Source organism: Wolbachia endosymbiont (group A) of Bombylius major (genome assembly GCF_947251895.1).
Lineage (GTDB): Bacteria > Pseudomonadota > Alphaproteobacteria > Rickettsiales > Anaplasmataceae > Wolbachia > Wolbachia pipientis.
On the sequence record NZ_OX366395.1, the window covers coordinates 1,403,388 to 1,422,701 of the forward strand.

Sequence of the window (19,314 nt, forward strand, 5' to 3'; positions counted from 1 at the left end):
AAATGTATAACGAAGAGTATTTAGTTCAAATTGAAGAAGCGATAAAGAAGCTGCAAAACGGAGAGCGAGTGGTATCAATTGCATATGGTGACCATGTGGTGAGATATGCAGAAGTAGATATAAATGATTTACTAAGCTTAAGACAACGTATTAAGGCTGAACTAAAGATTGTTGGAATGAAGCCGAAGAGGAAAATTATTTTTGCTACTAACAAGGGAGTTTTGTAATGTTACTAAAATCATTCAAACAACTATTTAGCAAGCCAAAAATCAAAAGCTCAGCCTGGGATGCATCTGGCTCAGGAAGAAGGGTAATGTATTGGCAAGGAGAAACGGGAAGCATAAATAATTTACTCTCTCAAAGCCTTGAGCACTTGCGTAGCCGCTCTCGTGATATGGTAAGAAAAAATCCATATGCAGCAAATATCATTGATACAATAGTAAGTAACTCGATTGGAACAGGAATAAAACCGCAATCAAAAGCTAAAGATCCAGAGTTTCGGAAAAGAGTGCAAGAGTTATGGCTGAGATGGACAGATGAAGCAGACAGTAGTGGAGTAAATGATTTTTATGGACTGCAAGCACTGGTTTGTAGGAGCATGATAGAAGGCGGGGAATGTTTCATACGGTTAAGAACAAGAAAACCTGGAGATGGTCTGTGTGTACCGTTGCAATTACAAGTGCTTGAATCTGAACACTTAGATAATAAAACAAATCAAACTTTAGCAAATGGTAATGTAATAAGAAACGGGATTGAGTTCAATAGACTTGGGCAAAGGGAAGCATACTACCTATTTAAAGAACACCCTGGTGAAAGTACGTTTGGAGAATCAGTAAGAGTACCAGCAAACGATGTTTTACATATCTATAGACCACTAAGACCTGGGCAAATTAGGGGAGAGCCATGGCTTTCTAATATACTGCTAAAGCTCTATGAGCTTGATCAATACGATGATGCAGAGCTAGTGAGAAAAAAGACAGCGGCGATGTTTGCAGGATTTATTACGAGACTCGATCCAGAAGCAAATATTTTAGGAGAAGGTGAAAGTAATGAGCAAGGAGTAGCACTATCTGGTTTAGAGCCTGGAACAATGCAGCTTTTAGACCCAGGAGAAGATATAAAATTTTCAGAACCATCGGATGTTGGAGGAAGTTATGAAGCATTCATGAGACAGCAGCTGAGAGCAATAGCAATAGGTACAGGAATAACATATGAGCAACTAACTGGGGATCTAAGTGGCGTTAATTATTCATCAATCAGAGCAGGATTAATAGAGTTTCGTAGGAGATGTACAATGTTACAGCATAACATAATGGTATTTCAGTTTTGCCGTCCTGTATGGGATAGATGGTTAGAGTTAGCACTACTTTCTGGAGAACTAGACATAGGTGAAGAATGGACAAAGGGAAAAGAAGGAGCAAAAAAAGAAGTAAAATGGATACCACAGGGATTTGATTGGGTCGATCCGCTAAAAGATCAGCAAGCACAGCAAATGGCAGTAAGAAATGGATTTAAGAGTCGATCAGAAGTAGTATCAGAAATGGGTTACGATGTAGAAGAAATTGAGCAGGAAATTGCTGAAGATCAAAGACGTGCAAGTGAACTGGGCTTAAGTTTTGATTCTGACGTTACGGCCAATCAAGAGGTGATATGAAACAACAATGGCTAAACAGATGTGTAATGGTAGAACCAAGGAGTTTTGAATTACTGTCACTACAAACAGGAAAGCAGCCTATCTTTAAAAATATAAAACATGCAGTAAGAAATAGTGAAAGAGGAATAATACCGATACATGGAATCTTGACAAAAAAGTCAGAAACTTTTGATGATATTTTTGGAATGACTTCCTATAATCAAATAGAAGCACAAATTACACAAGCAATAGAAGATAGTGATATAGAAACAATCCTGTTGGATATAGACAGTCCTGGAGGAGAGGTCAATGGAGTGTTTGACCTTGCTGATTTTATTTACAGTGCAAGGGGAAAAAAGAGGATAATAGCGATAGCAAATGATGATGCATATTCTGCAGCGTACGCTATAGCTTCTAGCGCTGAAAAGGTATTTGTGAGTAGAACTTCAGGAGTAGGAAGCATAGGAGTAATAGCAAGTCATATAGATCAAAGTGGGTTTGATGAAAAACAGGGAATAAAATATACGACAGTATTTGCAGGAAGTAGAAAAAATGATTTAAATCCACATGAGCCAATAACTTCTGAGAGTTTAGAAAACCTAAAAAGCGAAGTGAATCGTTTATATGGAATGCTGGTTGAGCTAATAGCACGCAATAGAAACCTTTCTGTAGAGGCAATCAAATCAACAGAAGCAGGGCTATATTTTGGCGAGAAAGCAGTAGAAATAGGTCTTGCAGATGGAATTACAATTCTTTCAGAGTTTAAATATATTAATAAAAACAGGAGTATTACTATGAACGAACAAACTATAACTGACCTAAAAGAAGAAACTAATAATTTAACTAAGTATCGTACTGAAGTTCTTGAATTAATACGTTTATGTAATATATCAAAGATGCCAGAGAAAATAGGAGAATTTATTGAGCAGAGTGTAAGTGTTGAGCAAGCAAGGGAAGTTTTAATGGAATTACTTGCAGAAAGAACAAAGAAGACAGAGATAATAAGTACAATACCACAGAATTCAGGAGAAGAGTTGATGATGCAGGTAGCGAAAAGTCGTAGGCATTTAAAATATATAACAAAAGGAGAAAAGCAAAATGAGTAGTATAACAGAACAAAATAACCTTGGTGATCTTCTAAAATATGAAGCATCAAATTTATATTCACGAGATCAAATAACTGTTGCCAAAGGACAGAATCTCAAGCTTGGTGCAGTAGTTGCTAAAAAGACTGAAGATGGTTTTATTAGGGTCTTAAATCTAACAGCAACCGATGGCACACAAACGGCAATAGGAGTAATTTCAAGTGATGTAAACGCAAAGGAAAATGCTAAAGGAGTAATTATTGCTCGCGGTGCAATGCTAGCAGATCATGCAGTTGTATGGCCAGCAAATATCACTGAAGAGCAGAAAAATGCAGCAATAAAGCAACTTGAAACACGAGGGATCATTATCCGTAAAGCAGTCTAAAGCTATATTAAACAATAAAAAACACAAAGGGGGAAAAGAAAAAATGCAAAATCCATTTACAAATACAGCATTTAGTATGACGGCACTAACTAATGCGATGAATATATTGCCGATAAATTATGGACGGGTTGAAAATTTAAATTTATTTCCAAGTAGGTCAGTAAGATTTAGACATATTACCATAGAAGAGCAAAATGGAGTATTAAGTTTACTACCAACGCAAGTACCCGGAGCACCAGCAACAGTAGGAAAAAGAGGAAAAAGAAAGGTAAGAACATTTACGATTCCACATATTCCGCATGATGATGTAGTGTTACCAGAAGAAGTACAGGGAATAAGAGCATTTGGATCAGAAAGTGAACTTAAAGCGCTGGCAGATGTAATAACTGACCATTTGCAGCTAATGAGAAATAAACATGCAATAACGTTGGAGCATTTGCGTATGGGAGCGCTGAAAGGAATAATTCTGGACGCAGATGGCAGTGAATTGTTAAATCTGTACAACGAATTTGAAATAACACCAAAAGTAGTAAATTTTGCACTGGGAGCAGCGATAACTGATGTAAAACGTAAGTGTCTGGAAGTATTGAGGCACATAGAAGATAATCTAAGTGGTGAATATATGACAGGAATTCATGCTTTAGTAAGCCCTGAGTTTTTTGATGCACTTACTTCTCATGCTAAAGTGAAAGAAGCATATGAGAGATGGCAAGAAGGAGCAGCGCTAAGAAATGATATGAGGTCAGGATTTACGTTCTGTGGAATAACGTTTGAGGAATATAGAGGACAAGCAACTGATCCTGAAGGAACCGTGAGAAGATTTATAGAAAGGGATACGGGGCACTGTTTTCCAGTAGGAACAGCAAGCACATTTACAACATATTTTGCACCAGCAGATTTTAATGAAACAGTGAATACTCTTGGACAGCCACTCTATGCAAAACAAGAGCCAAGAAGATTTGATAGAGGGACTGATTTGCATACGCAGTCAAACCCTCTGCCAATGTGCCACCGTCCAGCAATACTAGTCAAGATCGTTGCAACATAGGTAGAGCAAATATAAAGCGGTGTGAGGCAGAAGAATGCTTTACCTCTTCTTAGCATATAAATGTTAGTATATAGCGGAGAAATGTGCAAGAGAATATTAAGAGATTATTTAAAGATTGTTTTGCTCATTTAGGAAAAGTAGCTTTGTATGAATCAAAGGATAAGTCATATATGGTACAAGTACTAAAGCAACAGCCAGATAAATTATACGAGATTGGTGAAGGACAATTTGTGGGAGAGATGCTTTTTCTTGAGGTAAGCGTTTTTGATGTACTCAGGCCAATGGTGGGAGATATTTTTGTTATTGATGGTTGTAAATATAAAGTATATTCTCCGCCACTGCGAGGTAATTCAGGAATAGTTTGGAATATAAACTGTACAGTACTTGGAGAGAAAGATGTTTAAAATTGAAGTTAATGAAAACATTGAGAGAATTACTCACGACATTGATGCTAACAAAGCTAAAGTAGAGTTGGCAGCGGTAAGAGCGCTAAACAAAACGGCACTATGGTTAAAATCTCAGGCTGTCCGAGAAATCAGTGAAGAAAAGCAAATTAGGCTGAAAGTAATTAGAAAAAGACTAAGAATCATCAAGTCAAGAAAAAGCACTTTGAAAGTTTTAATTAGAGCATATCTGTATGATATAAATATAAAACAAGCAAAAATAAGAACAGCATTTAATGATGAATTTATGGCAACAATGCCAAGAGGCTATCGTGGTATTTTTAAACGTGTAGGAAGAACAGCACTACCGATACAGGAGGTTAAACTACCACTTGAACCTGAGGCTTCAAGGATAATAGAAAATCTTGTTAATTATGAAGTTGAAAGGATATTTGAAAAATATTTTACACATGAGTTATTTTATGACGGCATTTTGGACTAATTTACATGAGGCAATTTGTAATACGCTAAAGGCAGAGATACCAGCAATTCAAACTTGTGAGGTTTATCCAGCAATCAGGAAAGAATTGATAGCACCAGCAGTATTTATAGAACTTAGTGGCTTTGAAAAAGGACATGATCCAGGAACAGAAGAATTAGCGCTGAGAGCAAAATTTGAAGCACGAATTGTGATTGATAGCACAATAGAAAATGCACCTATTATTGTCAGAGCATTGGCGGCAGAAGTAGCAAGAGTGGTAAATAAAAACACTTGGAAAGTGGAGAAAATTTCACCAGGAGAATTTATCTCAGGAGGAGGAGATGATTTTAGGCCAGAGCTCGATGCATATTTAGTGTGGATGGTAGAGTGGGTGCATGAAGTACATCTTGGTGATTCAGTATGGGCAGAGAGTAGTATTCCGCCGAGTACTGTTTACATTGGGTTTACGCCTGATATTGGAGTTGCTAATAAGCATAAATATGTAAAGGTTGGCAAAAATGATGAATAGTTTTGAAGATGCGAACTTACTAATAAAACTTAATAACTTGATTAGAGTTGGCACAGTCGAAGAAGTAGGCTGTGGAACGGCTAAGGTACGTGTAAAAATGATAGGTAATATATTAACAGACTGGTTGCCATGGGTAACAGCAAGAGCTGGAGAAGACAGAAGTTGGTCTGCACCAAGTATTGGAGAACAGGTGATAGTACTTTCGCCATCTGGTGAAATTGCCAAAGGGATTGTCTTACCTGCAATTTATTATAAAAAATATCCTATTCCAGAAGGAAGTAAGGAAGAAGTAAGCGGTTTTGTTTTTAAAGATGGAACAGTTATTTACTATGACCGAAATGGTCATAAGTTTACAATTTCTGTCAAAGAAGAAGGAGCTCTTGTTTTTGCAGTGAAAGAAACGCAAATGGAAGTAACTAGTAAGGAAGTTATTTTAAAAACGGGAAAATCAAGTTCAAATATAACTGATGAAAAGATTGTCTTACAGGTTGGGAACTCAAGTCTAGAGATTACTGAGAGTGGCATTAAGTTAAATGCGAAAAAAATAGATTTAAACTAGCCGGAGAAAAATGTTAGAGCTAATAATGATAAGGGTATTATGATTGGTGATATTGAGTATACCTCTCAAACATCAGAATTAAGTGGATATGAATCAGGATGTGAAGATGAGTCAAGAAGAGAGGAGGAAACAAGAGGTTCATTGTTAGGGCAAAAACGACTTTCAGAATCAGACAAAGATTTAAGTTTGGCAAAACAGGGAAAAGTTGTTCGTTTTGGTGATATGTGTAACCAACATGGAGATTATTTACAAAGCCCTGGCATAGGAGGAAGCAGTAATGTGTTTGTAAATGGTAGGCCTGTGCATCGTCAAGGAGATGAATGGTCACAACATGCATCAACAGACCCTTATAAACCACCACATACTAGTCAATCCCTTCTTGAGGGGTCAGATTCAGTGTTTGTAAATGGCAAAGCCATTGCTCGTACTGGTGACCTAATTTCCTGTGGAGCAGTGGCAGAACAAGGAAGCAATGATGTCTTTGCAGGGTAAGTGATATGCGTGGTATGAATTCTGAAACTGGTAAAACAATAAGTGGTATAGAGCATTTAAAACAATCAATAGTTGATATTTTAACTACGCCAATTGGCACTCGTGTTATGCGCCGAGATTACGGATCAAGGTTATTTGAGCTGATAGATCATCCAATTGTACCTGGTTTTGCACAAGAACTTTATGCAGCAGTTGCAGAAGCATTAGAAAAGTGGGAGCGTCGATTTAAGCTTAAACGTGTACAAATAACAGAAATAAAAGAAGGTAAAGTAACTCTCATTTTAGAGGGAATCTATCTGCCAAATGGAAAGCTGATCCGCCTTGATGGTATTATAGTATAAGGTAGTAGGATGAAAACACCAAATATTGTCGAAACATTAAAATTTGAGGAAATCTTTTCGCGAATGAAAGAAGAGTTAGTGCGTCGGAATGCAAGTTTTTCTGCACTAACTGAGAGTGATCCAGCAATAAAGATACTGGAAGTAGCAGCCTGGCGTGAACTTTTGCTTAGGCAAAGGATTAATGATGCAGCACAGGCAAATTTACTTGCTTTTGCAAGAGGTAATGACCTTGATCACTTGGCTGAATTTTATGGTGTGCTGAGAAAGGAGTCAGAGAATGATGAATCCTTAAGGAAGCGGGTAAAAGCCAAAATTGTTGGTTGGTCAACAGCAGGGAGTAAAGAGCATTATCGCTATCATGCATTATCTGCTGACACGAGAGTAAAAGATGCGCAAGTGGTATCACCTATACCAGGAAGTGTACAGATTTCAATACTTTCCACAGAAAATGATGGAGTACCTTCAGAAGAATTGCTAGAGATCGTCAGAAATCACGTTATTCGTGATGATATTCGTGTATTAACAGATACGCTTACAGTTATTGGCTGTGGTATTATTCCCATTACTATTCATGCTAAAGTGCATATTTACCCTACTGCATCAAAAGATGTTATCGAAGCTGTAAAGGAACAATTTATCAAAGATCTTGAATCTGCTAAAGGTTTAGGGTGGAATGTTACCAGATCATGGATTATTGCCCACCTCTTTATAGAAGGTATGCAGAATATAGAGCTTACAGAGCCGATAGAAGACATCGTCGTGCAAGATAATGAATGCGTTACTTTAAATAATTTAAGTGTTAGGTAAAAATTGGTTATACTTCCTCCAAATGCTTCAAAGCAAGAGCAAATACTTACAGACATAATTAATTATTCTCTTGATGCAAATTCTCTACGGGGATTTAAATTTAACCCACAGACTGAAATGTTGCCGTGGCTAGTAGCGGAATACGGCTTGGGAGAAATTTTATCCTGGGGTAAGAAAGCTACTAAGAGTGCATTAAAAGAATGGGTCTTAGCTAAACAAAACGGAATAAGATTTCAACGTTTGCGCGGTACACCACAGTCACTGAAGATGGCGCTGAAATGGGCAAACATTGATAATATTACCATTCAAGAAGAACCACCAGGAGAGCATTTTGCTGAATTTCAAATTGGCATCTCTGATGTTCCTAATGACTTTTTTGTCGATAGTGTAATTGCTCTGGCAAAACTTTCTGCACCGGCAAGATCTCGATTAATGCGAATATTCAATGACTATTACAATGCTCAGCGGTTTATGTTAGATGAAAGTATTTTTGGAGATCTTCTTTCAGACTACTCAGGTGTAAAAATAGCAAAAGAAGGACCAGTATTATCGTTTGGAAGAAAAAACTCATTTGAGCTGAAAATAGGAAATCCAAGATTTAAATTTGGCACTTTTAGATCACATTATGATAGAAGTTACAGTAATGATTTATATAGGTTAGATGTTGCAACATTAGGAGAGACAGAGCCTCACACGAAGAATTACAACGGTACATATGAAAGAAATCATGAGTGGTACAACTTAGAAGCACTATATCCTCTACCACAGAGTTTATTGCCAGAAATTAAGTTTGCTAAAGCATTGATAGTATTGTCAGATAGTTGGAATTTAGGGGATATCAATGCTTGTTTTGCATCAACTACTTATGAAGAAATAGAGCATACATTTCACTTAAGTGAAGATAAACTTTCTGAGCAGATTTGGAATTTTCAACGTACACCAATTTTAGAGCGATTTAGTATAACTTATTACTATGAAGCGAAGAATTTTACTGATCAAAAAATAATAGAGTCTAATTTAGTGGAATATCACGTTGATTGTAAAAATGATTCAGATTCAAAACAGAAAGATCCCATTCATGAGCTAGAAAATTACGTAGCAGCATTCTATCCAGGTATGGTTACTTGGCATGAACATCGCCACTTAAATCGCCCTTGGAAAGATTTTGATCCTATTATTGCAAAAAAATTGGACGTTTTTTCTACGGATCTTGTATATACATAATATCAACTGCACAATCAACTATGTCAGTACTCACACAATCAGGCAGAGCAGCTATTGCTGCGAGCATAAAAGAGCAACCGATACATCTTGCTTGGGGATCTGGAGATTCTACCTGGGAAAGCAGCTACAAAGTTGAAAAAACTTTTGCAGCAGGCGGCAAGATAAGTTTAGATCACCACACTATTAAAGATGTAAAAGTTTATACAGGGCAAACAATTTATCAGTCAAGCATAGATTATATAGTTGATAGTAGCTCAGGCACTATTGAGCGTGTAGAAAATGGTGCAATTATAGCAGATAGCGTAATCACTATAGAGTACACTCAAGACACACCACCGGAACTAATTACTTCTGCAACATTAATTAAGGAAGTTGGACGTCGTGTTGTTGATGAGATACTCTTTTGTACTGGTGATGATGATGGAGAGCTTCTAACTCCCACAGGTAGGTTTAAACCCTCTAATGTACCAACTAATAATCTCTATCTTAAATTTACTTTCGATTTCACGGACGCAGCAAATCAAGTAATAAGGGAGCTCGGGGTTATGGTTGGTACAAAGGTAAAGGAAAAAGTGTCATCTGGGCAGAGATATTTTGAGCCAAAAGACGTGGAAAATCCTGGAATTTTGTTAGTTTTAGAACACACCGTGCCACTTATCAGAACATCTGCAACTCGGGAAACTTTTTCATTTGTTGTAACTTTTTGAAATAAAATGACCTTAAATAGTTATTATAACCGCTTTAATCCTGACAAAGAATACGAAAAAAGTTTGTTTCTTGCTGGAAGAGGTCTACAGTCAGCAGAATTAAACGAGACTCAGGAGTATGCTCTCTCTAAGCTTAAAGGTATAGGCGATGCAATATTTCGTGATGGTGATGTTATAACAGGAAGCAATTGTATTATAGATAGAGAAACTGGTAAAGTTACACTTGAAGGAGGAAAAATCTATCTTCGTGGAGCAGTTAGAAAAGTAGAAGCAAAAGAGTTTGTTATTCCACTGAGTACCACAGTGCGTATAGGTGTTTATTATCTAGAATCTACGATTACAGAACTTGAGGACGAAAATCTTCGTGATCCTGCAGTTGGTACAAGAAACTATCAGGAAGTAGGAGCTGCAAGGCTTAAAGTTTCCATCATTTGGGGATACCAAGTAGAAAGTGTTACTGTTAACTCTACAAATGGCGAATTTTACCCAATTTACAACATTGAAAATGGAGTATTAATAGAACACTCACCGCCACCACAAGCAAATATAGTAACTACAGCTCTTGCTCGTTATGACAAAGAGGCAAATGGTTCCTACGTTGTAAATGGCCTTGAAGTGATGTTCCTCCACAAAGAAGAAAAGGGAGAAGAAGGGGTAAAAAAAGGTAAAAAAGAAATATTTGTGATTAATGAGGGCAAAGCTCATGTTGATGGCTATGAGATTGAGTTACCTCACAGTATTCGCATTTCTTTTGATGAAGATCCAGATATAAAATCAGTTGAATCAGAGCCACATACTTTTCAGCCAAATAGCCAAAGAGTAATGGAACTGAAGGTTAATGATTTTCCAATAAGTGAAATTAAAAAAGTAGATATAACTGTTCAGAAAACTATTACTGTTACTCACGGTTCATATTCTGGAGCTATTGATCCGATACCTGACTCTGCAGTACTTGAGATTATTCAAGTTAAACAAGGCAATGTTATTTATGAAAATAGTATAGATTACAAATTAAACGCAGGAAACGTTGATTGGTCATTACCAGGTAAAGAACCAGCTCCTGGAAGTAGTTATCAAATAACTTACCGCTGTCGTACTCATGTAAGCCCTGAAGATATAAGTGAACAGGGATGCAAAGTAAAAGGAGCAGTTGATAACAGCTTGGTTCTGATTGATTACACCTGGAAAATGCCACGCTATGATTTAATTACTATCGATAGCAAAGGAGTGGTAAGAAGAATAAAAGGAATTTCCCACTCTTGGCGACCATCGATGCCTAAAGCTCCCTCTGGACAACTTTTGCTCTGCTACATTCATCAGACGTGGAAAAAAGGCGAAGGGGTAAAAATAGTGAATAATGCTATTCATGCTGTACCGATGAATGAGCTTGAAGCAATGAAAAAAGGAATAAATGATCTTTATGCTCTTGTTGCACAGGAACGTCTACGTAGTGATGCAAATTCAAGAGAGCCAACCACGAAAAAAGGAGTATTTGTTGATTCGTTTTTTGACGATGATATGCGTGATCAAGGAGTTTCACAGTCTGCAGCAATAGTAAATAAGGAACTAATTTTACCAATAGATGTAACTATTGCTGATATTGATGGGGAAGAAAAAACTTATTTGTTGCCGTATGAACTTGAACCGGTACTGGAGCAGCTTTTACAGACTAAAGGAGAAAAGATTAATCCATATCAAGCTTTTGATCCAGTCCCGGCACAAATTACTCTAAATAAAAACATTGACCACTGGACGGAGGTTACCACGAATTGGAAAAGTCCAGTAACTAGAGTATTTAATGTTAAAGAAACAACAGAGCTGCTGTCAAGCACCTCATACGAAACTGAATTTATGCGAGAAGCAACTCAAAATTTTGAGATTGAAGGTTTTGCAACTGGTGAAAAGCTTAAGGAATTAAAGTTTGATGGAATTTTTATTCAACCTAAAGCATAGAAAATATTTGAAAGAAAAACATGATCGCAACATTTATTGCTGATAACAGAGGAAAAATAAAAGGAAGATTTACTGTACCAAGAAACATTCCTGCTGGGACTAAGTTAGTGCAGTTCTTCGGTGATAAAGGCAGTTATGGAGAAGCAACTTATACTGGTAAAAAAACAATTACCATAGAGGAAAGAAGAAGAGTTATCGCAGCAAGAAGAGTTGATCCTTTAGCGCAAACATTTACTCTAAATGAAAGTAGGCACATAGGAGGCGTGGAACTATGGTTTGTAAATAAAGGCAAAAAACGTGTTGTTGTGCAGATTAGAGAAACAGCAGTGGGAGTGCCCTCGCAAACTGTCATTGCTGAAAGCTATATTGAGCCAAAAGATATAAAGATAGATGGCACAGCAACACGTATAGAGTGGTCACCAGTGTTTTGCCATGCAGGAGAGGAGTATGCAATAGTACTACTTACTGATGATGCAGATACTGCAGTAAAAATAGCAGAACTTGGCAAATATGATGCAGTAAATAGCCGTTGGGTAACAAGCCAGCCATATCAAGTAGGAGTATTACTTTCATCAAGCAATGCAAGCACCTGGACTCCACATCAAAATTTAGATTTAACGTTTCGGCTTTTGGCTGCAAAATTTAGCGAAAATTCTCACGTTATTGATCTGGGAAAAGTTACAGCAACCAATACTTCAGATTTAATTGTTTTGACGAACGTCGAAAAAGTAGCATTTGATACCAATGTGGAATTTATCTTAACAGATGAAGAGGGAAAAGAGAACTTTTTGTCTGATAATTTGCCACTTGCACTGCGTGAAAGACTATCTGGAGAGCTAACAGTAAAGGCAAGCCTAAAAGGAGGGCGAGAAAAAAGTCCAGTGCTATATCCTGGGTTACAGCTAGTTATGGGTAATATAGGGGAAAAAGGAGATTATGTTACAAGAAGTATTACAGCAGGAGCTAATACTAAAATCACCATAACGTACGATGCGCTGATACCTGGCACTGCAGATGTTAAAGCTTATGTACAAAAAAGCAACAGTGATTGGCAATTAGTAAATTTAACATCAGGAAAACCAATTGGAGAAAATTGGGTAGAGAGAACTCATGTGCTGACAAATTTTAATGCTAATGAGACAAGGATAAAATTAGTTTTAAGTGGAACGGTTATTTATCGTCCTAAAGTCAAAAATCTCAGAGTAATAGTAACATAAAATTTAAATGACTTTTGATCAAACCAAACGAGGATATCCTTTGCCGCATCCAGAGAACATAGCTGTAGAAGATGTAGTACGTATTCGCAGAGCCATAGAAAAGATAGATGAAGATATGAGTGAAAGAGAAGATGAACTTAAAAATAATTTTGAACGATTTAGATTTGAAACTTTTTTGAATTTTTGGGAATGAAAGAAGCAATAGAAGCATTACAGCAAAGGATAAAGGATTTAGCAGCAAATAGCACGGCTGATCAACTGGCATATCTTGCAAAATCGCTGGAATTGATAGCAGATAAAAAAGCTATTGCTGACATTGTACAAATAACTGAAGTAAAAGAGATAATTGATGCACTACAGAGAAGGCTTAAAGATTTAGCAGGAAGTAGTACACCAGATCAACTAGCATATCTTGCTAAAGCACTGGAATCAATAATCGACAAAAGTGCGGTTTCTGAAATTGTACAGATGACAGATGGTAAGTTAAAAGAACTCTTGAGCGCTGCAAGGACGCACTTAAGTGACATAAATAGCAATAAGGAAAATTCAATATCTGCAATAACTGAAGCGAAAACAGATTCTGTCAATGAAATTAACAAGCTTAGGGATAATTCCTTAAATACTTTAAAAGCATCATCAGATTCGCATATATCGCTACTTGATACGAGAAAGAATGCCAATATTGCAGCAATAAATAGCATTAGTAACAGTCATAAAGATGGTCTTAAAGGTTTAGTAGAAGATTTTCGTGCTGTTAATAATGTACCATCTGGCTCATCAATTATTAGGGAAATAGAAACTCGTGATAACCAATTAAAAACATCCCTGATAAATGAGGTAAAAACTCGGGATGAACAGTTAAAAGTGTCTCTTATAAATGAAATAAGAAAGCGCAACATGGTTGAACCAGGGTCATTACCTTTCTTATTTGGTGTACTTGGCAGAAAAAATAATTATTTTGGCCACGGAACTTTTACGACAGAGCTTGGAAAGTGGAGTAGTGATATAACAAAAACTGACTATATGTTACAACTACTAGCAGGTAGCCATACGTACAATACAGATTACGTTAGTTTTTATCGGCCAAGACAACTCAGTTTTATAGAGGGAAGTAAAGGAACATTTATTTACGGAGAGTTATGCACAAAAAGTTTTTCGGGTAGTTATGATGAGATATACTATTACCCGTATGCTGCACTTGGAGTAGTATTTGTAAAAAATACAACCAATGTGAACATAAATAAGACAATGGAATTTGTTGGATCATCGTATTCGAGTACGGAGTATGGGGGAGCAGGATTATTTGTGGGAACACCAGATAATACCAATTCTAATAAATCAAGAATTTCAAGAATAATATGGAAAAATGTTTACCAATACACGAGTTCTGATAGCAAATTAGCTGGATCTGGTAATGTGGAGATTCCAGCAGGAAAAACAGTTGCAATATTACTTTACACATCATCTTACCTGTATTCCAGAACACAAGTTAGTCAAGGTATGCTTGCATCAAATTATGTACACAACTATGGTCAATTTATTCAGTGGGGGATTTATAACATACGTAGCAATGTTCTAACTACAGGACTTGAAGTAGATGTGGAGAGAACGCTAAAAGCTTGGCAATGTCCAGGATTATCTAACACGTATGAGATTTGGAGGTAACAAACAATGTCTATCTACATTAGATTTGAAAATGATAAACAAGTAGAAACAACAACACTTGAAAGCAAGCCAACTGAAAATGATTGGTATGAAGCACCAGAAGATTTTGATTGGCAAAAAAGCTATTGTTTAACAGAAGGAGGCAAAATTGCTCAGCGGAATCAAGAAGATATTGAATTGGAGTTACTACAAAATGCGAAGTTTTCTGCACTTTCTAATCTTCATGCTTATTATGATAACTATACTCACCAATACGCAGGATATTCTCATCAGAAGTCTAAGTCGTACGAAATACAAGCAAAAGCCGCAGAGAACATTTTAGCAGCACCAGAATCTATAGACAAAAAAGATGCAGAAATTATAGAGCCATTAGCAAAAGTCCGAGGAATTTCAGTAGTAGAAATGGCAAGAATAATTCAGGAAAAAGCAAAAAGAGCGAAAAAAGCAATAATCAAGTGCGAAGAATTGGTGGATATAGCTGAAAGGGAAATCGGTGAAGCTAAAAGTAAGGAAGAGCTGCAAACTTTGCTAGATAATTGTAAACAAAAAATGCAAGAAAGTTGAAAAGGGGAAAAAGAAATGACAGAACAGTTTCTACATGGAGTAAATGTTATCGAGGTTACCTCAGGAGCGAGGACAGTACGAACAGCTAAATCATCGGTAATTGGAGTAATTGGTACTGCACCTGATGCTGACGGGCAAAAGTTTCCACTAAATAAACCAATATTAATAGCAGGAAGCTTAAAAGAAGCAGCAAAACTTGGTCAATCTGGGACTTTGCCTTCAGCTATTAATGCAATTTTTTCCCAAATTGGTGCAACAGTAGTAGTTATTCGAGTTGAGGAGAAAGTAGAAGAGACGCTCAGCAATGTCATTGGTGGAGTTAACGAAGAAACTGGAGAATATCAGGGAATTCAAGCGTTCTTAAGCAGTGAAAGCATAGTTCATGTTGCGCCAAGAATACTAATTGCACCTCAGTTTACTCATCAATTATCTGGAGATGCTGGAAATCCAGTGGTTAGCGCTTTAATTCCTATAGCAGAAAAGCTAAGAGCAATAATAGTAGCAGATGGACCAAATACCAATGATGAAGAAGCGATAAAATGGAGAAAAAGTGTAGGCAGCTCAAGAGTTTATGTTGTTGATCCGTGGGTTAAGGTTTTTATTGAAGGAAAAGAAGAAATTCTCCCTCCAAGTTCATTTGTAGCTGGTTTAATAGCTAAGATAGATAGCGAGCAAGGCTTATGGCACTCACCTTCAAATAAAGAGATAAATGGTATTGTTGGAACAAGCAGGCCTATTGATTTTACGCTCGGTAATATAAATTGTAGAGCAAACCACTTGAATGAAAATGAAGTAACAACGATAATTCATCAAAATGGCTATAGGCTTTGGGGAAATAGAACATGTTCAAATGACTCAAAATGGGCTTTTTTGTCAGTGAGAAGGACTGCAGATTTAATCAACGATAGTCTACTTCGAGCTCATTTATGGGCAGTTGATCGCAATATTACCAAAACTTATATAGATGATGTGATTGAGGGGGTAAATTCTTATCTTGCAAATTTAAAAGCGCAAGGGGCGATTATTAGCGGAAAATGTTATGCAACTCCAGAGCTCAATACACCAACAAATATTGCAAGCGGAAAAGTGTCTTTTGATTTTGAGTTCACGCCACCATATCCAGCTGAACAGATTACTTTCAGGTCACACCTTGTGAGTGGCGCAATATTGTAAAAGGAGAAAGAGAGATGTTACCAAAGATCCTAAAGAATTTTAACGTATTTGTTGATGGTCGTGGCTATGCAGGAAAAATAGATGAAGTAACCTTGCCAAAACTTACCATAAAAACAGAAGAATACAGAGCTGGTGGTATGGATATTCCAATAAATATTGATATGGGCATGGAAAAGCTTGAAGCAGATTTCACTTTTTCTGAATATGACTCTGAGCTCTTTAGACTTTTCGGATTGATAAACAATAATGCTGTTTCTCTTACTTTAAGAGGAGGTTTGCAGGGAAGTAGTGATGCCGAATCAGTAGTAATTAACTTAAGAGGGCTCTTTAAGGAACTTGATTTTGGTAACTGGAAGGCTGCTGAAAAAGCAACACTAAAATGTATAATTGCTGCCAACTATTATAAGCTTACCATTGATGGCAGAGAATTGATTGAAATTGACGCTGAGAATATGATTCGCAAGATCGATGGTGTTGATCAAATGACTTCTATGCGCACAGCTTTAGGAATTTAACTAAAAGGGTAAAACAATGCAAAAAATTAAATTAACTGAACCAATAAAAATCGATGGAATTTTAGTTTCAGAGCTAACTCTACGCCGTCCAAAAGTTCGAGATCGTTTAGCTGTTGAACGTATGGGTAATAGCGATGCAGAGAAAGAAGTAGCACTGATTGCAAATCTTGCAAGTATTTCAAGAGAAGCAGTAGAAGAATTTGATTTAGCAGACTACAATAAGATTCAAGAAACGTTACAAGGTTTTTTGTCTCAGCAGAAGAATTGAGGTTGAGCATATTATCACTTAGCTCAATGGTTGGTGGTGGAATCAATCAGTGGCTTGATATGGATATTGAAGAATTTATTACTTGGTTTGAAAGTAGCGGAAAATTATACAAATGAAGGCAATTTCTATAGTAATTGGAGCAACACTGCAAAGCAGTTTTAATAGTACGATAGCAGGTAGCACGAAGCAACTTTCTCGTATTGGTAGTACGATAAAACAACTTGAATCATCAAGTAAATCAGTATTCAAGTTTAAACAATTAAGCCACGATGCTCTGCTTGCTAGGCGTTCTTGGAATGAACTAGAAATAAAAACAAAATCTCTTGCTCAGCAGATAAAAAATACAGGAGCACCAAGTAAGAGCCTGCAAAACGAGTTTACAAGGTCTAAAACTGCAGCACTGAAAGCTAAAACAGCTTATTTACAAAAAAGAAGTGCTCTCCACCATTTACGCACGGAGTTCAGTAAAAGTGGTAGAGATATAAAATCTCTTATTGGAGATCAAGTTAAACTTGGCTCTTCTATTGAAAAGCTTAAAAATAACTATACAGCTTTAAATTCCGTAATGCAAAAACGTAAAGGAGTTTTAGCACAAAGAGCAAATTTCAAAGCTCAAATGATGGATGCTGTGGCACTTGGCCTCACCCTTGCAGCACCACTTAAGGCTGCAATTAGTTTTGAGAGTGCCATGGCTGATGTAAAGAAAGTTGTAAAGTTTGAAGATACAGATGTAAATGGCTTAACAAAGCTTGGGGAAACATTAAAGGAAATGTCACGAACAATTCCGCTATCTGCAGCAGAACTTGCGCAAATTACTGCAAGTGGTGGGCAGCTTGGTATTGAAGCTAAGGATCTTACGGTTTTCACAGACACTGTGGCCAAGATGGCAACTGCATTTGATATGTCAGCAGAAGAGGCAGGAGATGCTATTGCTAAGCTCTCTAATATTTACCAAATTAAAATTGGTGAAATGAAAAGCGTTGGTGATGCGATAAATCATATCTCTGATAACACTGCCGCAAAAGCTAAGGACATTGTTCCTGCACTAAACAGAATTGGTGGTACGGCAAGGCAATTTGGCTTAACTGTAGCGGAAGCAGGAGCTCTGGCAAGTAGCTTCATTAGTCTTGGCAAAACTCCTGAAAAAGCAGGTACGGCAATCAATGCAATGCTTAGCAAGCTGCAAACAGCAAGTAAACAGGGTGGAAACTTTCAAAAAGCTTTTCAGCAGCTAAAAATAAATGCTAAGGAATTTGAGAAAGCAATTGGCAAGAATGCACAAGGCACATTAGTTAAGTTTTTAGAAACAATTGCAAAACTAGATAAGCAAGAACGTTCTAGCGTTCTCTTTGATCTCTTTGGCCTTGAATATCAAGATGATATAGCACTACTTATTGGTAGTCTTGATGAATACAAAAAATCTTTACGATTAATAAACGGGGAATATAAGGGCTCAATGCAAAGGGAGTTTGAAAATAGAGCAAATACTACAGCAAACAACCTTCAGTTACTTAAAAACTCAATAGCAGAAGTAGGAATGAATCTTGGTTCTGTACTATTACCACCTTTAAATTTTACTGTTAATCTTCTGAGGTCAGCAACTACACAAGTAGCACTTTGTGCCAAGGAATATCCAGTACTGACTACAGTGATCATAAGTACGATTGCAACATTGATTAGTATTAAAATAGCAGCCATATCTCTTGGATATGCTTGGACTTTTGTAAAAGGTTCCTTATTTGCTCTTTTATCTACTTGGAAAATGTTTGGATCTGTTGTTACTTTGGTAAAAATAGGTCTTTCTGCAGTTTTTCCAGCAATAATTGCTGGATTTAAAGCATTGACAATTGCCGTAATGAGCAACCCTATGGGGCTGATTATTGGTGGTCTTGCTGTTGCTGCAACTTTGATAATTACCAAATGGCAAGTGGTAAAGAACTTTTTTGTTACTATCTGGGAATCGGTAAAAATTGTATGGAAATCTTTTTCTGATTGGGTAGGAAAGTTTTGGAATAATATTACTCAGCCTTTTAAAACAATCAATAATCTATGGAGCAAAAAAAATGAGGCTAAACTAGAAGTTAGATCTGTAAGTAATACTATAAGCGACGCCCTTAAGCACCCAATTGCAGCGCACAATAAGACTATAGAGAATAAAACACACAATAATCACTTTAATGTTAATATTCACCCAAGCTCTGGACAAGACGTACGTAGTATTGCTGATGAAGTAATGGAGCGAATTAGAGAGCAATTTAGTGGCGCACTTTATGATATAAATTAAA

23 protein-coding genes are annotated in these 19,314 nt (G+C 36.8%); all 23 read left to right on the forward strand.

The features are described 5' to 3' along the window. The first annotated feature begins 2 nt into the window (after nt 1–2). The 23 genes from OPR49_RS06695 to OPR49_RS06805 all read left to right on the forward strand — a co-directional run bounded on the left by OPR49_RS06695 (nt 3) and on the right by OPR49_RS06805 (nt 19,313). Nucleotides 3–227 carry a gpW family head-tail joining protein gene (locus OPR49_RS06695; RefSeq protein ID WP_187297528.1) on the forward strand — a complete coding sequence of 75 codons (225 nt, stop codon included), beginning with the start codon at nt 3–5 and terminating at the stop codon, nt 225–227. Then, nucleotides 227–1,654, forward strand: coding sequence for a phage portal protein (locus tag OPR49_RS06700; protein ID WP_264337665.1), 1,428 nt, complete (start codon nt 227–229; stop codon nt 1,652–1,654). The genes OPR49_RS06695 and OPR49_RS06700 overlap by 1 nt, the downstream gene beginning before the upstream one ends. Next, complete coding sequence (locus OPR49_RS06705; protein WP_236515170.1) at nt 1,651–2,739, forward strand: S49 family peptidase; 1,089 nt, start codon at nt 1,651–1,653, stop codon at nt 2,737–2,739. Before OPR49_RS06700 ends, OPR49_RS06705 begins: the two co-directional genes overlap by 4 nt. Beyond that, entirely contained in the window at nt 2,732–3,103 is a 372-nt protein-coding gene (locus tag OPR49_RS06710; RefSeq protein WP_164224825.1) for a head decoration protein, read from the forward strand. The genes OPR49_RS06705 and OPR49_RS06710 overlap by 8 nt, the downstream gene beginning before the upstream one ends. Nucleotides 3,104–3,146: 43 nt before the next feature. Next, on the forward strand, nt 3,147–4,151 hold the full coding sequence (locus OPR49_RS06715) for a major capsid protein (RefSeq protein ID WP_164224824.1): 1,005 nt from the start codon (nt 3,147–3,149) through the stop codon (nt 4,149–4,151). 83 nt (nt 4,152–4,234) lie between these two features. Then, on the forward strand, nt 4,235–4,555 hold the full coding sequence (locus tag OPR49_RS06720; RefSeq protein ID WP_174516711.1) for a head-tail joining protein: 321 nt from the start codon (nt 4,235–4,237) through the stop codon (nt 4,553–4,555). Continuing rightward, nucleotides 4,548–5,036 (forward strand): phage tail protein, encoded by a 489-nt coding sequence (locus tag OPR49_RS06725; protein WP_164224822.1) that lies wholly within the window; start codon nt 4,548–4,550, stop codon nt 5,034–5,036. The genes OPR49_RS06720 and OPR49_RS06725 overlap by 8 nt, the downstream gene beginning before the upstream one ends. Next, nucleotides 5,017–5,544, forward strand: coding sequence for a hypothetical protein (locus tag OPR49_RS06730; RefSeq protein ID WP_224721422.1), 528 nt, complete (start codon nt 5,017–5,019; stop codon nt 5,542–5,544). Before OPR49_RS06725 ends, OPR49_RS06730 begins: the two co-directional genes overlap by 20 nt. Continuing rightward, nucleotides 5,534–6,103, forward strand: coding sequence for a phage baseplate assembly protein V (locus OPR49_RS06735; RefSeq protein ID WP_205517798.1), 570 nt, complete (start codon nt 5,534–5,536; stop codon nt 6,101–6,103). Before OPR49_RS06730 ends, OPR49_RS06735 begins: the two co-directional genes overlap by 11 nt. Before the next feature lie 39 nt (nt 6,104–6,142). Beyond that, nucleotides 6,143–6,595: a PAAR domain-containing protein gene (locus OPR49_RS07515; protein WP_318010167.1), complete on the forward strand. Its 453-nt coding sequence runs from the start codon at nt 6,143–6,145 to the stop codon at nt 6,593–6,595. 5 nt (nt 6,596–6,600) lie between these two features. Continuing rightward, on the forward strand, nt 6,601–6,936 hold the full coding sequence (locus OPR49_RS06745; RefSeq protein WP_191110937.1) for a GPW/gp25 family protein: 336 nt from the start codon (nt 6,601–6,603) through the stop codon (nt 6,934–6,936). A gap of 9 nt (nt 6,937–6,945) precedes the next feature. Further along, on the forward strand, nt 6,946–7,743 hold the full coding sequence (locus tag OPR49_RS06750) for a baseplate assembly protein (protein WP_012673241.1): 798 nt from the start codon (nt 6,946–6,948) through the stop codon (nt 7,741–7,743). 3 nt (nt 7,744–7,746) lie between these two features. After that, nucleotides 7,747–8,967 (forward strand): phage tail protein, encoded by a 1,221-nt coding sequence (locus tag OPR49_RS06755; RefSeq protein ID WP_264711404.1) that lies wholly within the window; start codon nt 7,747–7,749, stop codon nt 8,965–8,967. A 20-nt stretch (nt 8,968–8,987) separates the two neighbouring features. After that, complete coding sequence (locus tag OPR49_RS06760; protein ID WP_264378050.1) at nt 8,988–9,674, forward strand: hypothetical protein; 687 nt, start codon at nt 8,988–8,990, stop codon at nt 9,672–9,674. A gap of 6 nt (nt 9,675–9,680) precedes the next feature. After that, nucleotides 9,681–11,627, forward strand: coding sequence for a DUF4815 domain-containing protein (locus tag OPR49_RS06765; RefSeq protein ID WP_264688624.1), 1,947 nt, complete (start codon nt 9,681–9,683; stop codon nt 11,625–11,627). A gap of 20 nt (nt 11,628–11,647) precedes the next feature. Continuing rightward, complete coding sequence (locus OPR49_RS06770; RefSeq protein WP_264336323.1) at nt 11,648–12,844, forward strand: hypothetical protein; 1,197 nt, start codon at nt 11,648–11,650, stop codon at nt 12,842–12,844. Between the two features lie 7 nt (nt 12,845–12,851). After that, nucleotides 12,852–13,037 (forward strand): hypothetical protein, encoded by a 186-nt coding sequence (locus tag OPR49_RS06775; protein ID WP_174517025.1) that lies wholly within the window; start codon nt 12,852–12,854, stop codon nt 13,035–13,037. Beyond that, nucleotides 13,034–14,509, forward strand: coding sequence for a coiled-coil domain-containing protein (locus tag OPR49_RS06780; RefSeq protein WP_264688622.1), 1,476 nt, complete (start codon nt 13,034–13,036; stop codon nt 14,507–14,509). Before OPR49_RS06775 ends, OPR49_RS06780 begins: the two co-directional genes overlap by 4 nt. 6 nt (nt 14,510–14,515) lie before the next feature. Further along, complete coding sequence (locus OPR49_RS06785) at nt 14,516–15,073, forward strand: hypothetical protein (protein ID WP_208571640.1); 558 nt, start codon at nt 14,516–14,518, stop codon at nt 15,071–15,073. 15 nt (nt 15,074–15,088) lie between these two features. After that, nucleotides 15,089–16,246, forward strand: coding sequence for a phage tail sheath subtilisin-like domain-containing protein (locus OPR49_RS06790; protein ID WP_264711403.1), 1,158 nt, complete (start codon nt 15,089–15,091; stop codon nt 16,244–16,246). Between the two features lie 14 nt (nt 16,247–16,260). Further along, nucleotides 16,261–16,761: a phage major tail tube protein gene (locus tag OPR49_RS06795; protein WP_065094343.1), complete on the forward strand. Its 501-nt coding sequence runs from the start codon at nt 16,261–16,263 to the stop codon at nt 16,759–16,761. Between the two features lie 16 nt (nt 16,762–16,777). Next, on the forward strand, nt 16,778–17,029 hold the full coding sequence (locus OPR49_RS06800; protein WP_015588509.1) for a phage tail assembly protein: 252 nt from the start codon (nt 16,778–16,780) through the stop codon (nt 17,027–17,029). Nucleotides 17,030–17,141: 112 nt separating this feature from the next. Then, nucleotides 17,142–19,313 (forward strand): phage tail tape measure protein, encoded by a 2,172-nt coding sequence (locus OPR49_RS06805; RefSeq protein WP_264711401.1) that lies wholly within the window; start codon nt 17,142–17,144, stop codon nt 19,311–19,313. Nucleotide 19,314 lies beyond the last annotated feature (1 nt).

Excerpts from the sequence above, each read along its gene's own strand:
- OPR49_RS06765 (WP_264688624.1), top strand. The coding sequence starts at position 9,681 with ATGACCTTAAATAGTTATTATAACCGCTTTAATCCTGACAAAGAATAC.
- OPR49_RS06700 (WP_264337665.1), top strand. The coding sequence starts at position 227 with ATGTTACTAAAATCATTCAAACAACTATTTAGCAAGCCAAAAATCAAA.
- OPR49_RS07515 (WP_318010167.1), top strand. The coding sequence starts at position 6,143 with ATGATTGGTGATATTGAGTATACCTCTCAAACATCAGAATTAAGTGGA.
- OPR49_RS06800 (WP_015588509.1), top strand. The coding sequence starts at position 16,778 with ATGCAAAAAATTAAATTAACTGAACCAATAAAAATCGATGGAATTTTA.
- OPR49_RS06695 (WP_187297528.1), top strand. The coding sequence starts at position 3 with ATGTATAACGAAGAGTATTTAGTTCAAATTGAAGAAGCGATAAAGAAG.
- OPR49_RS06760 (WP_264378050.1), top strand. The coding sequence starts at position 8,988 with ATGTCAGTACTCACACAATCAGGCAGAGCAGCTATTGCTGCGAGCATA.
- OPR49_RS06780 (WP_264688622.1), top strand. The coding sequence starts at position 13,034 with ATGAAAGAAGCAATAGAAGCATTACAGCAAAGGATAAAGGATTTAGCA.
- OPR49_RS06770 (WP_264336323.1), top strand. The coding sequence starts at position 11,648 with ATGATCGCAACATTTATTGCTGATAACAGAGGAAAAATAAAAGGAAGA.
- OPR49_RS06745 (WP_191110937.1), top strand. The coding sequence starts at position 6,601 with ATGCGTGGTATGAATTCTGAAACTGGTAAAACAATAAGTGGTATAGAG.
- OPR49_RS06775 (WP_174517025.1), top strand. The coding sequence starts at position 12,852 with ATGACTTTTGATCAAACCAAACGAGGATATCCTTTGCCGCATCCAGAG.
- OPR49_RS06725 (WP_164224822.1), top strand. The coding sequence starts at position 4,548 with ATGTTTAAAATTGAAGTTAATGAAAACATTGAGAGAATTACTCACGAC.
- OPR49_RS06715 (WP_164224824.1), top strand. The coding sequence starts at position 3,147 with ATGCAAAATCCATTTACAAATACAGCATTTAGTATGACGGCACTAACT.
- OPR49_RS06710 (WP_164224825.1), top strand. The coding sequence starts at position 2,732 with ATGAGTAGTATAACAGAACAAAATAACCTTGGTGATCTTCTAAAATAT.
- OPR49_RS06735 (WP_205517798.1), top strand. The coding sequence starts at position 5,534 with ATGATGAATAGTTTTGAAGATGCGAACTTACTAATAAAACTTAATAAC.
- OPR49_RS06730 (WP_224721422.1), top strand. The coding sequence starts at position 5,017 with ATGACGGCATTTTGGACTAATTTACATGAGGCAATTTGTAATACGCTA.
- OPR49_RS06805 (WP_264711401.1), top strand. The coding sequence starts at position 17,142 with ATGAAGGCAATTTCTATAGTAATTGGAGCAACACTGCAAAGCAGTTTT.
- OPR49_RS06790 (WP_264711403.1), top strand. The coding sequence starts at position 15,089 with ATGACAGAACAGTTTCTACATGGAGTAAATGTTATCGAGGTTACCTCA.
- OPR49_RS06785 (WP_208571640.1), top strand. The coding sequence starts at position 14,516 with ATGTCTATCTACATTAGATTTGAAAATGATAAACAAGTAGAAACAACA.
- OPR49_RS06750 (WP_012673241.1), top strand. The coding sequence starts at position 6,946 with ATGAAAACACCAAATATTGTCGAAACATTAAAATTTGAGGAAATCTTT.
- OPR49_RS06705 (WP_236515170.1), top strand. The coding sequence starts at position 1,651 with ATGAAACAACAATGGCTAAACAGATGTGTAATGGTAGAACCAAGGAGT.
- OPR49_RS06795 (WP_065094343.1), top strand. The coding sequence starts at position 16,261 with ATGTTACCAAAGATCCTAAAGAATTTTAACGTATTTGTTGATGGTCGT.